The 17016-nt window shown below is 70.3% G+C and carries 1 protein-coding gene (cut by a window edge); it reads left to right on the forward strand.

Features of this window, described 5'->3' with window-relative positions:
* Nucleotides 1-17016: the 5' portion of a non-ribosomal peptide synthase/polyketide synthase gene (locus AC1DY7_RS04290; RefSeq protein ID WP_477492416.1), read on the forward strand. It continues 13896 nt past the right edge of the window; the window shows 17016 of its 30912 coding nt (coding positions 1-17016); the start codon lies at nucleotides 1-3; its stop codon lies beyond the right edge, outside the window.

Raw genomic sequence — 17016 nt, forward strand, 5'->3', positions numbered from 1 at the left:
ATGGAATTCGGGAACGACGACGCAGCGCTGCCGATCACGCGCGGGCAGCTTGACATCTGGTTGGCACAGGAAACGGGAAGCGATTCCCAGGCGGGCAGTGCCTGGCAGCTCGGCCTCTTCACCGAGATCGACGGCTTCATAGAACTGGACGCCCTGGAATGGGCAATTCGGCGGGCCGTCGACGAGGCCGAGCCGATGCGCGCCACATTCCTCGACGTCGACGGCGAGGTCTACCAGCGCCCGGCCGAGGCGGCCGGGGTCGACCTGGCCGTGTTCGACGTGAGCCAGGCCGCCGACCCCGMGCGCGAAGCGCGCGACATCGCCTCGTCGATCCAGCGCACGCCCATGCCGCTGTCCGGCCCGCTCTTCAGATTCGCCGTCTTCCAGGCCGCGGCGGGCACGACCTACCTGTTCGTGTGCTGCCACCACATCGTCATCGACGGCTACGGGCTGGCCCTGGTGTGCCAGCGGATCGCCTCGCTGTACTCGGCGCTGGAGTCCGGCGCGCCGATCCCCGCGTCGATTTTCGGATCGTTGCAGGAGCTCATCGACTGCGAATCGGACTACGAGAAGTCACAGTCCTACGTGACCGATCGGGAGTACTGGACGGCGAATCTCCCGACGCCGGCGCAGGGCACGGGTCTGGGGCGGCGCACACCCGGCACGCAGCCAGGCCATGATTCCGCCAGGAACACCGCCCACGTCCCGTTGGATTCCGCAGTCCTGCAACGGGTTCAGCGCCTGTGCGAGGCGTGGGACATGCCGCGCTCCACCGTGCTGACCGCGGCGTGCGCACTGATCGTGCGGGGCTGGTGCGCCGACGGTGACGGCGTCGTGCTCGACTTCCCCGTCAGCAGGCGGGTGCGCCCGGAGACCAAGACCCTGCCCGCCATGGTCGCCGGGGTGGTGCCGCTGGGCCTGCGTGTCGGGCCGACGGATTCGGTGTCGGACTTCTGTGCCCACGTGGATGTGCGTATCCGGGAGGCGTTGGACCACCAGCGGTTCCCGGTGGAGGCCCTGGAGCGCAAGTCCGGGCTGCGCGGCCCCGGTGAGCTGTCCGACCGGATGGTCGTCGACTTCCTGCCCTCGTCGTTCACGGTGCCGTTCGGAGCCACCTCGGCGTCGGCCGAGCTGATCTCCGGGCCCGGTCGCGGCTCGGGATTTCTGTTCTCCGGCACAGGTGACGAGGTGTTCCTCGGCGTCTTCGGTTCGGCAGGGCCACTCGCGGCGGTCGACACCGCCGAGCTGGCGGGCCGTTTGGAGCGCGTGCTGCATGCGATGATCGTCGATCCGGGACGGCCCGTGTCGTCCCTGGATCTGCTGGACCAGCCCACGCGTGCCCACCTCGAAAGCCTCGGCAACTGGTCTGCGTTGACATCATCTGTGCCGGAACAGGTTTCGATACCGGCCATGTTCGGCGAGCAGGTCCGCCGCAGTCCCGCGGCGATCGCGCTCAGCAGTCAAGGTGAGTCGCTGACCTACGCCGAGCTCGACGAGGCGACCGACCGCATCGCCCATCTGCTCGTGGAACGGGGGATCGGCCCGGGGCAGCGGATCGCACTGCTGCTGCCGCGCTCCACCCAGGCCGTCACGGCGATCCTGGCGGTGCTCAAGACGGGCGCGAGCTACCTGCCGATCGACCCGGCGCTACCGGACGCCCGAATCTCGTTCCTGTTCTCCGATGCCGCCCCGTCGGCGGTGCTCACCAATGCCGAACTCGCCGCCCGGGTAGCCGAATTCGGGGTGCGCGCCATCGATGTCGACGATGCAGGTGTCGACGATGCGGATGTCGCCTCCGCGTTCACCGCACCGGACGCCGGCGACATCGCCTACGTCATCTACACCTCCGGGACGACCGGCACCCCCAAGGGGGTGGCCATCACCCACCACAACCTGACGCAGCTCATCGCGTCGCTGGACGGCGGGCTGCCCGCGCCGGCGGAGCAGGCATGGTCGCATTGGCATTCCTACGCGTTCGACTTCTCCATCTGGGAGATCTTCGCGGCGCTGCTGCGCGGCGGCCGGCTGGTGGTGATACCGGAATCCGTGTCGGCTGAGCCGCAGGAATTCCACGACATGCTGATCGCCGAGCAGGTCACCGTCCTCACCCAGACCCCTTCTGCCATAGGCATGTTGGTCGATGAGGGACTGGAATCCTGTGCGCTGGTCATGGGTGGTGAAGCCTGCCCCGCCGACATCGTCGACCGGTGGAGTCCGAACAGGACGATGATCAACGCCTACGGCCCCACCGAGACCACGATCTATGTCGCGGTCAGCGACCCACTCACCGCGGGCAGCGGCGCGGCGCCGATCGGTACACCGGTGCCGGGGTCGGCACTGTTCGTGCTCGACTCATGGTTGCAGCCCGTGGCCCCCGGCGTCGTCGGCGAACTGTATGTCGCCGGTGACGGAGTCGGGGCCGGCTACGTGAATCGGACCGGCCTGACCGCGGCGCGTTTCGTCGCCTGCCCGTTCGGCTCCGCCGGGCAGCGGATGTACCGCACCGGTGACCTCGTGTACTGGGGACCGGACGGTCAGCTGCACTATGTGGGCCGCGCGGACGATCAGGTCAAGATCCGCGGCTACCGCATCGAACTCGGGGAAGTGCACACGGCACTGGCCGGTATCGAGGGCGTCGCCGGGGCGGCCGTCATCGTTCGCGAGGACCGGCCCGGCGACAGACGGCTGGTCGGCTACGTCACCGGCGTCGTCGACCCGGTCGAGGCGCGGGCGGCGCTACGGTTACGGCTGCCGGCGTACATGGTTCCCGCGGTGGTTGTGGTGCTGGCAGAACTGCCGCTCACCACCAGCGGCAAGCTCGACATCAGGGCGCTGCCCGCACCGGAGTACACCGCAGGCGCGTACCGCGCCCCCGGCAGCGCGACCGAGGAACTGCTGGCCGGCATCTATGCCGACGTGCTCGGTGTCGACAGCGTCAGCGTGGACGACTCGTTCTTCGAACTCGGCGGCGACAGCATCCTTTCCATGCAAGTGTCGGCCCGGGCGCGGGCCGCCGGACTGACGTGCCGGCCGCGCGATGTGTTCGTCGAGCAGACCGTGGCACGCCTCGCGCGCGCGGTGGGGGCAGCCGACACGGACACCGTTGTCGCGGACGACGGTGTCGGACCGGTGCAGGCCACCCCGATCATGCGGTGGCTGGCCACCCAAGACGGACCGGTCGACCAGTTCAACCAGACGCTGGTGGTGCAGGCACCGGCGGGAGTGATCGAGGCCGACGTCACCGCGGTGCTCCAGGCACTGCTGGACACGCACGCGATGCTGCGGCTGCGCCTGAAAAACGGTGCGCTGCAGACACTGGAGGCCGGCGAGGTCGACGCCCGCGACTGCCTGCGCGTGGTGGACGAACTGTCCGATGCGGTGGTGCTGGCGGCCCGGTCACGGCTGAACCCGGCCACCGCGGTGATGCTCAGCGCGGTCTGGGTCGCGACCAGCGGCGAGCTGGTCCTCGTCGTCCACCACCTCGCCGTCGACGGGGTGTCCTGGCGAATCCTGTTGGAGGACATCAACATCGCCTGGGGCCAGCATCGGGCCGGGCAACCGGTGACGCTGGCGCCCACCGGCACCTCGTTTCAGCGGTGGGCGCAGCTGCTCACCGAGCACGCCCGTTCCGACGAGGTGACGCGGCACACGGACACCTGGCAACGGACGGCGGCCGTACCGCCGGTGCTGGCACCCGCGGGTCCCGGTGACACCTACGCGACCGCCGGCCAGCTGACGGCTACACTCGACGCCGAGTGCACCCGCATGCTGCTCGGCGAGGTGCCGGCCGCGTTCCACGCGGGGGTGCAGGATGTCCTGCTCATCGGATTCGCCTTGGCAGTAGCAGAATTCGCGGGCAACCCGACGGCGCCGGTGGGTATCGATGTCGAAGGCCACGGCCGCCACGAAGAACTCAGCGCCCACGTCGACCTGTCGCGCACCGTCGGCTGGTTCACCACCAAGTACCCGGTCGCGCTCACCGTCGACCGGGCCGGGGTGCCCTGGGCGCGGATCGGTGCGGGCGACGCCGCGCTGGGTCCGGTGCTCAAGGACGCCAAGGAGCAACTGCGGGCACTGCCGGATTCGTTGACCTACGGGCTGCTGCGTTACCTGCGGCCCGACAACCTGCTCGACGCCGCCGAGCCCACCATCGGGTTCAACTATCTGGGCCGGTTCGGCTTCCCGGCCATCGACGGGATCGAAAGCCTCTGGCGACTGGGCTCCGACAGCCTCTCCCGCTCGGGTCTCGCTGCCGCACTGGCTATTCCGCTGGCCCACAGCGTGCAGCTCGATGCCGGGACCATCGACACCGCCGCCGGCCCGCAGTTGCAGGCCGACTGGACCTGGGCCACGTCCGTGCTGGAGCGCGACGAGGTCGCGCGGCTGAACACGCTGTGGTTCGAGGCCCTGGCGGGTATCTGCGCGCATGTGCGGGCCGGCGGTGGCGGGCTGACCCCGTCCGACATCGTGCCGGCCCGGCTGCACCAGGATGAGATCGACGAACTGCAGCGCCACCACCGGATCGCCGACATTCTGCCGTTGACTCCGCTGCAGCAGGGGCTGTTGTTCCACACCAGCACCGCCGGCGGTGAGGTGTTCGCCGACATGTATTCGGTGCAGCTGGATTTCACGCTCGTCGGCACGCTCGACCCGGACCGGCTGCACGACGCCGTGCGCACGGTGGTCGGCCGGCACCCGCACCTGGCCGCGCAGTTCTGCAGGCAATACGAGCATCCCGTGCAGGTCATCCTCTCGGATCCGGTGATCGCCTGGAGCTTCCTGGATTTCAGCGGCACCGGCGACGGGCTCGAAGACGAGATCGAGCGGTTTTGCACGCGGGAACGCACCGCCGTCGGCAGCCTCGGTGACCAACCGGCCTTCCGGGCGGTGCTGATCCGCACCGCGCCGCAGCGGCACCGCTTCGTGTTGACCAACCACCACATCGTGCTCGACGGCTGGTCCATGCCGATCCTGCTGCGCGAGATCTTCGCCTGCTACTTCGGGCAACGCCTGCCCGCCGCCGCGTCCTACCGCCGATTCATCACCTGGCTGGCCGACCGCGACCTGGACGCCGCGCGCGCGGCCTGGCGCGACGTGCTCGCCGGCTTCGACACGCCCACTCTGGTCGGCCCGCGGGACCGGCTGCAGGATCGATTGGGCTTGGGGCGGCGCGGTTTCGCCACCTTCGAGGTCTCCGAACAGACGACCGGGGCGCTTGGCGAACTGGCCCGGTCCCGCCAGACCACCGTCAGCACGGTGCTGCAGGCAGCCTGGGCCGTCTTGCTCACCGCGCTGACCGGCAACCAGGACGTGGCGTTCGGCACGGCCCGATCCCGGATGGGCCAACTCGACGTGGCCGACGCCGAATCGATGGTGGGCCTGCTGATCAACACGGTGCCGGTGCGCGCCGCCATCACCGCGGACACCACCGCCACCGATCTGCTCGGGCAGCTGCAGACCGCGCACAACGACACGCTGGACCATCAGCACCTGGCCCTGGCCGAGATTCATCGCGCCACCGGCCACGAGCAACTCTTCGACACCCTGTTCGTCTATGAGAACTATCCGATCGACACCGACGTCCCGCTGGGCGACGACCTGACCATGGCCGGTTTCACCAACCGGGAATACAACCACTACCCGCTGACGGTGGAAGCGCTACCGGGCCGCGAACTCAGCCTGCACGTCGAGTACGACACCGAGGTGTTCACCGCGGCCGGTATCGCCGCGCTGACCGGCAGGCTGGGCCGGCTGCTGGTGGCCATGACCACCGAGCCCGATCGAAAGTTGTTGTCGGTCAACCTGCTCGGTGCGGAAGAACAGACTGAGCTGGACCGCTGGTCGGGTGCGGACGCCACGGCGCCGGTCGGCGTCGCCACCGAGCTGCTGGCGGCCGCGGTCATCACCCATCCGGAAGCGGTCGCCGTCATCGACGCTGACCGCAGCTACACCTACCGCGAACTCGATGAGTGGTCGAACCGATTGGCGCGCAAGCTGATCGGCGACGGAGCCGGGCCCGAGCACGCCGTCGGCGTGGCGATCGACCGCAGTGCGGAACTGGTGGCGGCCTGGTGGGCGGTGAGCAAGGCCGGCGCCATCTACGTGCCGGTGGATCGCACCCATCCGGTGGAACGCATCGCGACGGTCCTGAACTCGGTGGCGGCGGTGTGTGTGCTGACCGGCGGGACCGACACGGTGGCGGGCGCCGGAGCCCGGCCGGTGTTGCGGATCGACGACCTGCAGCTCGGGGAATTCAGCGCGGCGCCGCTCACCGACGCCGACCGGCCCGGCCCGCTGAACCCCACCAACACTGCCTATGTCATCTTCACCTCGGGCTCGACCGGCGAGCCCAAGGGTGTGGCGGTCGGGCATGCCGGACTGCTGGGAGCCGCTGCGGCCCAACGTGTCGGCTATGGGCTGGGCCCGGACGCCCGCGTCCTGGCGGTCGCCGCGCCCACCTTCGACGCCTCGCTGTTCGAGTTGTTGTTGGCGACCGGCTCCGCGGCCGCGCTGGTGGTGGCCCCCCGCGATGTCTACGCCGGCGAGGCGCTGACCGCGCTGATGCAGCGGCAGCGGGTGAGCGCGGCACTGCTGACCCCGACCGTGGTGGCATCGCTGGACCGGGCCCGCCTCGACGGCCTGACGACCCTGATCACCGGGGGCGAGGCCTGCCCGGACGAGCTCGTGCACGCGTGGGCGCCCGGGCGGCGGATGTTCAACGCCTACGGCCCCAGCGAGGCCACCATCTGGGCCACCGGAACACCGCTGACACCGGCGCGGCCGGTCAACATCGGCGCACCGATCGGCGGCGTGCGCACCTTGGCACTCGATGCCCAGCTGAACCCGGTACCCGTCGGCGTGGTCGGCGAGTTGTACCTGGCCGGACCCGCGCTGGCGCACGGTTACCTCGGCCGCACTCGCCTGACCGCCGATCGATTCGTCGCCAATCCGCATGGCGGACAAGGGCAACGCATGTATCGCACCGGCGACCTGGCCCGGTGGAACGCCGACGGGACGCTGGACTACCTGGGGCGCGTCGACACCCAGATCAAACTGCGCGGCCAGCGCATCGAACTCGGCGAGATCGAGAGTGCACTGCTGGCCTGCCCGCAGGTCAGTCAGGCGGCGGCCACCGTGCACCACGGCACGACGGGTTCCCAGCTGGTCGCCTACATCACCTTCGAGCAGGCCACCGAGACCAACCGCGACACCCAGCACGACGACGAGATCGTCGAAGAATGGCAGACCATCTACGACGAGCTGTACGCGGCCGACGGCGAGGCGGTGCCGTTCGGGTCCGACTTCCGGGGGTGGAACAGCAGCTACACCGGAGAACCGATTCCGTTGGCCGAGATGGAGGAATGGCGTTCGACGACGGTCGACCGGATCCTGGCGCTGCACCCGCGGCACGCCCTGGAAATCGGCGCCGGGTCGGGCCTGTTGCTCTCCCAGGTCGCCCCGCACTGCGAACGCTACGTGGCCACCGACATCTCCGCGGCCGCCGTCGACAAGCTCACACATGCGTTGCAGCAGTGGCAGATTCCGTGGCGCGACCGGGTCGACCTGTCGGCGCGGCCCGCGCACGTCACCGTAGGCCTGCCGACGGCGCATTTCGACACGATCATCGTCAACTCGGTGGTGCAGTACTTCCCCAATGCGACCTATCTGGCCGAGGTCATCGACAACGCGCTGGAACTCTTGGCGCCGGGTGGTTCCCTGTTCATCGGCGATGTGCGCAATCACAGTCTGCAGAACGCCTTCCAGACCGGCATCGCGATGGCCCGCACCGGCAGTACCGCATCGACCGACGCGGCGGTGCTGCGCCAGCGCGTGCAGCACGCCGTGCTGGGCGAACCCGAACTGCTGCTGGCCCCGGAATTCTTCTCCCGATGGTCGGCCGCGGGCGGACTCGACATCCAGGTCCGACGCGGATCAGCGGACAACGAACTGAGCCGCTACCGCTACGACGTCACCATCCATAAGGCACCCGCCGCGGTCCGTTCGGTCGCGACCGCCCCCGCCTGGCCGTGGGCGGAGGTCGCGGACCTGTCCGTCTTGACGGATCGGCTGACCACCGAGATCCCGGATGCACTGCGTATCAGCGGAATTCCGCGTGCCGGCGTCATCGGTGACGTCGCCGGCGAACGGGCACTCGCGGCGGGCGGCGCCGTCGGCACCGTGCAGGCCGGAGTGGTACCCGAAGAGTTGCATCGGCTGGGCGCCGGCGCCGGCTATCGCGTGGCTGTCACCTGGGGCGCCGAGCCCGGCACCGTGGACGCCGTCTTCGTCAGGCCCACGGATGCCGTGCTGACCGACGTGTACCTACCGGACCCGCATCAGCATCACCTGGCCAACGAACCGCACAGCAGCACCAAGCTCAGCGCGGTGCGTCGGCGACTGAGCACCTGGCTGCCCGACTACATGGTGCCCCCACACATCGTGGTGCTCGACGAGATGCCATTGACCTCCTCGGGCAAGCTGGATCGCAAAACCCTTCCCGCGCCGGAGTATTCCGATGCCGACGGTTACCGCGCCCCGGTGGGCGCGGTGCAGGAGATCCTGGCCGACATCTACGCCCAGGTGCTCGGCGTGCAACGGGTCGGGGTGGACGATTCGTTCTTCGATCTGGGCGGCGACTCGCTGTCCGCCATGCGCCTGATCGGTGCCGTCAACGCCAGCCTGAATGCCGATCTCTCGGTGCGCACGGTCTTCGAGGCGCCGACGGTCGCCGAGCTGGCGCCCCGGGTCGGCGGGGATGCCCGCCGGCTGGAGCCGCTGACCGCGACCGCGCGGCCCGACGTGGTGCCGCTGTCGTTCGCGCAGAACAGATTGTGGTTCTTCGACCAGCTGCAGGGACCCTCACCGATCTACAACCTGGCGGTGGCGCTGCGGCTGCGCGGCAGGCTGGACGCCGGCGCGTTGCGGGCGGCACTGGCCGACGTGGTCGGCAGGCACGAATCCCTGCGCACCCTCTACACCGCGCCCGGGGGCACCGCCCAACAGGTGGTGCTGCCCGCCGAACAGGCCGACATCGGGTGGGACCACGTCGACGCCGCCGGCTGGCCCGCCGCGCGGCTCGACGAGGCGGTCAGCGCCGCCACCCGGCACACCTTCGACCTGGCGGCCCAGATTCCGTTCCACGCCAAACTGTTCCGCGTCAGCGACGGCGAACACATCCTGGTCACCGTGGTGCACCACATCGCGGCCGACGGCTGGTCCATCACCCCGCTGGTACGCGACCTCGGGCTGGCCTACGCCAGCCGCTGTGTGGGGCAGGCCCCCGCCTGGGAGCCGCTGCCGGTGCAGTACGTCGACTACACGCTCTGGCAGCGCACACAGCTGGGCGACATCGACGATCAGGCCAGCCCGATCGCCGCCCAGCTGGCCTACTGGGAAGAGGCACTGACCGGCCTGCCCGAACGGCTGGCGCTGCCCGCCGACCGCCCCTACCCGGCGGTGGCCGATCACCACGGCGCCCGCGTGTCGGTGCACTGGCCGACCGAGGTGCAGCAGCAGGTCCGCCGGGTGGCACGGGAGCACAACGCGACCAGCTTCATGGTGATCCAGGCGGCGTTCGCCGCACTGCTCTCCCGGGTGGGCGCGACAACCGATGTGGCCGTGGGCTTCCCGATCGCGGGCCGCGGCGACTCCGCGCTCGACGAACTCGTCGGGTTCTTCGTCAACACCCTCGTGCTGCGCGTGGACCTGGCCGGCGACCCCACGTTTGCCGAGCTGCTGAGCCAGGTCCGTCGCCGCAGCCTCGCCGCATACGAGCACCAGGACGTGCCGTTCGAGGTGCTCGTGGAGCGGCTCAACCCGACCCGCAGCCTGACCCATCACCCGTTGGTCCAGGTGCTGCTCGGGTGGCAGAACTTCACCTGGCAGGCCGGCGACGCGGCGGGCCTGGCACTGGGCGACCTGCAGGTGACGCCGCTACCCGTCGACACCGAGACCGCGCGGATGGATCTGGCGTTCTCGTTGGGCGAGCGGTGGGATGAGGACGGCGAACCCGCCGGCCTCGACGTGAACGTCGAGTACCGCACCGACATCTTCGACGCCGACACCGTCGGTGCGCTCGTCGGCCGGCTGGGGCGACTCCTGAACGCCCTGACCGCCGATCCGGACCTCCGGCCGGCTGCCGTCGATCTGCTCGACGACGCCGAACACGTGCGGCTGGACCGGTGGGGCAACAGGGCGGTCCTGGCCGCGACGGCCACCGAGGCGACGGTGGTCGAGCTCTTCGCGGCGCAGGTGTCCCGCGACCCCGCCGCGGTGGCACTCGTGTGCGGCGACCGGTCCTTGACCTACCAGCAGCTCGACGACGCCGCGAACCGGCTGGCGCGCCGGCTCGCCGAACACGGCGCGGGCCCGGGACAGTCGGTGGCGCTGCTCTTTTCGCGTTCCGCCGAAGCGGTCGTGGCGATCCTGGCCGTTCTCAAGGCCGGCGCCGCCTACCTGCCGATGGATCCGGCGCTGCCCGCGGCGCGCGTCGAATTCATGCTCGGCGACGCCGCGCCGATCGTCGCCGTCACCACCGCGGAGCTGGCCGACCGGTTCGCCGGCACGGGTGTTCCCGTCATCGACGTGCATGATCCGGTCGACGCCCAGCCGGGTGCGCCGCTGCCCGCTCCCCGGCCCGACGACGTGGCCCACATCATCTACACCTCGGGCACCACCGGTGTGCCCAAGGGCGTGGCCGTCACCCAGCGCAACGTCACCCAGTTGTTCCGGGGCCTGCAGATCGGGATCGACCTGTCCCCGCAACAGGTGTGGACGCAATTCCACTCGTACGCCTTCGACTTCTCGGTGTGGGAGATCTGGGGTGCCCTGCTGCACGGCGGCCGGCTGATCGTGGTGCCCGACGCGGTGGCGCGTTCGGCGGCGGACTTCCACGACCTACTCGTCCGCGAGCGGGTCACCGTGCTCACCCAAACCCCTTCGGCCGCAGCGGTGTTGTCCACCGATGGGCTGGACGGCACCGCGCTGGTCATCGGTGCCGAAGCCTGCCCGCCCGAGATGGTGGACCGCTGGGCCCCCGGGCGCACCATGGTCAACGTCTACGGGCCGACCGAGACCACGATGTGGCTGTGCAAGAGCACACCGCTGACGGCGGGCTCCGGGGCGCCACCGATCGGCTCGCCGACCGCAGGCGCGGCGTTCTTCGTGCTCGACGAACGGCTGCGGCCCGTGCCCCCCGGGGTGGTCGGCGAGCTGTATCTGTCCGGTCTCGGCGTGGGCATCGGCTACTGGCGCCGGACCGGTTTGACGGCAACGCGTTTCATGGCCTGCCCGTTCGGCGCACCCGGTCAGCGCATGTACCGGACCGGTGACCTGGTGTCCTGGCGGCCCGACGGCCAGCTGGACTACTTCGGCCGCGCCGACGAACAGGTCAAGGTCCGCGGGTACCGGATCGAACTCGGCGAGGTTCGTTCGGCGCTGGCCGCCGTGCCCGACGTGGAGCAGGCGGTGGTGATCGCCCGCGAGGACAGGCCCGGCGACAAACGCCTCGTCGGATACATCACCGGCACAGCCGATCCCGCGGAGGCCCGCGCGGCGCTCGCCCAGCGGCTGCCCGGCTACATGGTGCCCGCGGCGGTGCTCGCCGTGCCGGCCATGCCCGTCACGGTCAACGGCAAGCTCGACACCCGGGCGCTGCCCGCCCCCGACTACCACGACACCGCGCGCTACCGCGCCCCGTCCGGCGCGGTCGAGGAGATGCTCACCGCGATCTACGCGGAGCTGCTCGGCGTCGACCGGGTCGGGGTGGATGATTCGTTCTTCGACCTCGGCGGCGACTCGCTGTCGACGATGCGGCTGATCGCGGCCATCAACAGCGAAGTGGGGGCCGACCTCCCGGTCCGCACCGTGTTCGAGGCGCCGACGGTGGCCCAACTCGCGCTGCGCCTCGGCGATTGCGGGCGCGGGCAGGAACCGTTGGTCGCCGGTACGCGGCCCGACGTCGTCCCGCTGTCGTTCGCGCAGAACCGGTTGTGGTTCATCGACCAGCTGCAGGGCCCGTCCCCGATGTACAACATGCCGGTGGCGCTGCGGCTGCGGGGCCGGCTCGACAGCGACGCGCTGCGTGCCGCCCTGGCCGACGTGGTGGCCCGGCACGAAAGCCTGCGCACCAGATTCGTGGCGCCGGGCGGAACCCCGCAACAGCTGGTTGTCGCCGTCGACCGCGCCGAGATCGGTTGGGACGTCGTCGATGCGGACGGTTGGAGCCCGGACCGGCTGGCCGGTGCGGTGCGCTCGGCGGGGCAGTACGCCTTCGACCTGAGTGCGGAGATCCCGGTGCGGGCCACCCTCCTCCGCGCGGCCGAGGAGGACCATCTGCTCGTCGCCGTGGTGCACCACATCGCCGCGGACGGCTGGTCGTTGCGGCCCTTGGTGACCGACCTGGGGCTGGCCTACGCCGCCAGGTGCGCGGGCACAGCACCCGCCTGGGAACCGCTCGGGGTCCAGTACATCGACTACACGCTGTGGCAGCGCGCGCAATTGGGCGATATCGATGACCACACCAGCCCGATCGCCGAACAGTTGACCTACTGGGAAGAGGCGCTGCACGGTCTGCCGGAACGCCTCGACCTGCCCACCGACCGCCCCTATCCCGCCGTGGCCGACCAGCGTGGTGCCACGGTCGAGGTGAACTGGGACGGCGCCCTCCAGGAGCAGATCGCGCGGGTGGCGCGCGAGCACAACGCGACCAGCTTCATGGTGATCCAGGCGGCCCTGTCGGTACTGCTCGCCACACTGAGCGCGAGCTCCGATGTGGCCGTGGGCTTTCCGATCGCCGGTCGGCGCGACCCGGCGCTCGACGACCTGGTCGGCTTCTTCGTCAACACCCTGGTGCTGCGGGTGGACCTGGCCGGTAACCCGACGCTGGCCGAACTGCTGGATCAGGTGCGGAGCCGCAGCCTGGCCGCCTATGAGCATCAGGACGTGCCCTTCGAGGTCCTCGTCGAGCGGCTGAACCCGAGCCGTAGCCTCACCCACCACCCGCTGGTTCAGGTGATGTTGGGCTGGCAGAACTTGCCCTGGCAGCACACCGATGACGCGGCCGGACTGGTGCTCGACGACCTGGCGGTCACACCACTGCCCGTCGACACCCAGGTCGCCCGGATGGATCTGGCCTTCTCGCTGTCCGAGAAGTGGAACCCGGCCGGAGCGCCGGCCGGTATCGGCGGCATCGTCGAGTACCGCACGGACGTGTTCGACTCCTCCAGTGTCGAGGCACTGGTGCAGCGGTTGCGGCGGGTCCTGGTGGCGATCACCACCGATCCCGCGCGGCCACTGTCCGCGGTGGATTTGGTTGCCCCTGACGAGCATTCGCACCTGGATGCGTTGGGCCACCGGGAGACGCTGACCCGGCCGGCAATCGACACGTCGATGCTGGAGCTCTTCGCCTCCCACGTCGAACGCACCCCGGATGCGGTCGCGGTCAGCGACGGGGACCGGGCGATCACCTATGCGGAGCTGGACATCGCGTCGAACAGGCTGGCGCACGCCCTCTCCGGGTACGGCTGCGGCCCCGGTGGATGCTGCGCGCTGCTGCTGTCGCGGTCGGCCGAGACCGTCGCCGCCATGCTCGCGGTACTCAAGACGGGCGCGGCCTATCTGCCCGTCGATCCGGGGTGGCCCGCCGAGCGGATCGACTTCGTGTTGGCCGACGCGTCGCCGGCGGTGACGATCACCACCGACGAGTTCGCCGGTCGCCTCGACGGTCTCACCGGTGCGGTGCTCGACGTCGATGACCCGGGTGTCGCCGGGCAGCCGGGGACGGCGTTGCCGCGCCCGGCCGCGGATGATCTCGCCTACGTCATCTACACCTCGGGCACCACCGGTGTACCCAAGGGTGTGGGGCTCACCCATGCGAACGTGACCCAGTTGTTGGCGTCGCTGGAGTCCGGGCTGCCGCCGGCCGGGGTCTGGAGCCATGCGCACTCGCCGGCTTTCGACGTCGCGGTGTGGGAGATCTTCGGGGCCCTGCTGCGCGGCGGCCGGGTGGTCGTCGTCCCGGACGCGGTGGCCCGCTCGGCGCCGGACCTGCAGGCACTGCTGGTGGCCGAAGGTGTCACCGTCTTGACCCAAACCCCCTCTGCCGCAGCCATGTTGTCACCGGCGGGCCTGGAGTCGGCGACACTGGTGGTGGTCGGTGAAGCCTGCCCGGCCGAGGTCGTCGAGCAGTGGTCCCCCCATACGGTCATGCTCAACGCCTACGGCCCCACCGAGACCACGATGTGCGTGGCGGTCAGCGCCCCGCTGCGGCCGGGAGCCGACGTCGTACCCATCGGCACCCCGGTCGGCGGGGCCGGCCTGTTCGTGCTCGACGGCTGGCTGCGGCCGGTGCCGACGGGTGCGGTCGGCGAGCTGTACGTGGCGGGCGCCGGGCTGGGCGTTGGCTACCTGCGCCGGGCCCCCCTGACCGGAACACGGTTCGTGGCGTGCCCGTTCGGGCGGCCCGGGCAGCGGATGTATCGCACCGGCGACCTGGTGCGCTGGGGCGCCGACGGCCAGCTGCGCTACCTCGGCCGTGCCGATGAACAGGTCAAGATCCGTGGCTACCGCATCGAACTCGGCGATGTGCGCGCCGCGTTGAACGCCGTCGACGGCGTGGAGCAGGCGGTGGTGATCGCCCGCGAGGACAGGCCCGGCGACAAGCGGCTGGTCGGTTACCTGACCGGCACCGTCGACCCCGGACAGGTACGTGCCGCCCTGGCCGAACGTCTACCGGCCTACATGGTGCCCGCCGCGGTCATGGTGCTCGACGCGCTGCCGCTGACGGCCAACGGAAAACTCGACACCCGTGCGCTACCCGCCCCCGACTATGTGACCGGGGCCTACCGTGCGCCCGGCAACCCCGTCGAGGACATCCTGGCCGGGGTGTTCGCCGAACTCCTCGGGGTGGACCGGGTCGGCATCGACGACTCGTTCTTCGACCTCGGCGGCGACAGCATCACCGCCATGCGGCTGATCGCCGCGGTGAACACGTCGCTGGGCGCCGACCTGGCCGTGCGCGCCGTGTTCGAAACCCCCACCGTCGCCGGGCTGGCACCCCGGATCGACGGTGGTGCAACCGCTCTCGACCCGCTGGTCGCCGGGGCCCGGCCCGATGTCATCCCGTTGTCCTTCGCGCAGAACAGGCTGTGGTTCCTTGAGCAGCTGCAGGGACCTTCGGCGGTGTACAACCTGGCGACGGCGATGCGCCTGGAAGGCCGGCTCGACACCGCGGCGCTGCATGCCGCGCTGGCCGACGTCGTCACTCGGCACGAGAGTCTGCGCACGCTGTTCGCCGCACCCGACGGGATCCCGCAGCAGATCGTGATCCCCGCGGACCGGGCGCAGTTCGGCTGGCAGGTCATCGACGCCGAGGGCTGGCCGGTGCAGCGGCTGGATGAGGCCGTCCACGCCGCCACCCGGTACGCCTTTGACCTGGCGGCCGAGATTCCGTTGCGGGCCACCCTTTTCCGGGTCGCCCCAGATACGCACGTGCTGGTGGCCGCGGTGCATCACATCGCCGCCGACGGCTGGTCCATCACACCGTTGGCCCGCGACCTCGGCATGGCCTATGTCGCTCGTTGCGCCGGTCTGGCCCCCGGGTGGCGGGACCTGCCGGTCCAGTACGTCGACTACACCCTTTGGCAGCGTGCGCAATTCGGTGAACTGAACGACAGCGGCAGCCCCATCGCCGCCCAGTTGGCCTACTGGGAAGACGCGCTGGCCGGCCTGCCCGAACGCGTGTCACTGCCCACCGACCGCCCCTACCCGCTGGTCGCGGATCAGCGGGGAGCCACCGCCGCCGTGGAGTGGCCGGCCGAGCTGCAGCAGCAGATCGCCCGGGTGGCCCGCGCACACAACGCCACCAGTTTCATGGTGGTGCAGGCCGCCCTGCTGGCCCTGTTGTCCAAGATCGGCGGGAGTTCCGATGTGGCCGTGGGGTTCCCGATCGCTGGACGGCGCGACGCGGCGCTGGACGAACTCGTCGGCTTCTTCGTCAACACCTTGGTGCTGCGCGTCGAGGTGGCGGGGGACCCCAGCTTCGCCGATCTGCTGGCGCAGGTGCAGCAGCGCAGCCTGGCCGCCTACGAGAACCAGGATGTGTCGTTCGAGGTGCTGGTGGAACGGCTCAACCCGGTCCGCAGCCTGGCTCACCATCCGCTGGTACAGGTGATGCTGGCCTGGCAGAACCTGCCGGGCCAGGGCAACGGTCCGGCCGGCGGGCTGGCCCTGGGTGACCTGGCGGTCATCCCGATGCCGGTGGACACCAAGACCGCCCGGATGGATCTGACCTTCTCGCTGGGCGAGCGCTGGACCGAGGCCGGCGACCTCGCGGGCATCGCGGGGACCGTGGAATACCGCACGGATGTCTTCGACGCCGCGGCCATCGACACCCTCGTCGCCCGGTTGCAGCGCATGCTGACCGCGGTCGTCGCGGACCCTGGGATCGCGCTGTCGTCGGTGGACGTGCTCGCCGACCCCGAGCGCACCCGGATCGATGACCTGGCCAACCTGGCGGCGCTGACCGAACCGGTCACCGATCCCTCAATCCCGGAACTGTTCGCCGCTCAGGTCGCGCGTACCCCGGACGCGGTGGCCCTCACCCATCTCGACCGATCACTGACCTACCGCGAACTCGACGAGGCCGCCAACCGGCTGGCGCACCTGCTGTCCGGCCGGGGAGCGGGCCCGGGACAGACGGTGGCACTGCTGCTTCCCCGCTCGGCCGACGCCATCGTCGCGATCCTTGCGGTGCTCAAGGCCGGAGCGGCCTATCTGCCGATCGACCCGGCGCTGCCCGCCGCCCGGATCGACTTCGTGCTCGCCGACGCCGCGCCGGTCGCCGTACTCGCCCCCGCCGATCTGGCCGACCCGGCCCTGGACACCCAGCCCAACACCTCGTTGCCGTGGCCCGCCGCCCAGGATCTCGCCTACCTGATCTACACCTCGGGCACCACCGGCGTACCCAAAGGCGTTGCCGTCACGCACCGTAACGTCACGCAGCTGCTGACCTCCCCG

The sequence above is a fragment of the Mycobacterium sp. P2_H7 genome (assembly GCF_056403275.1).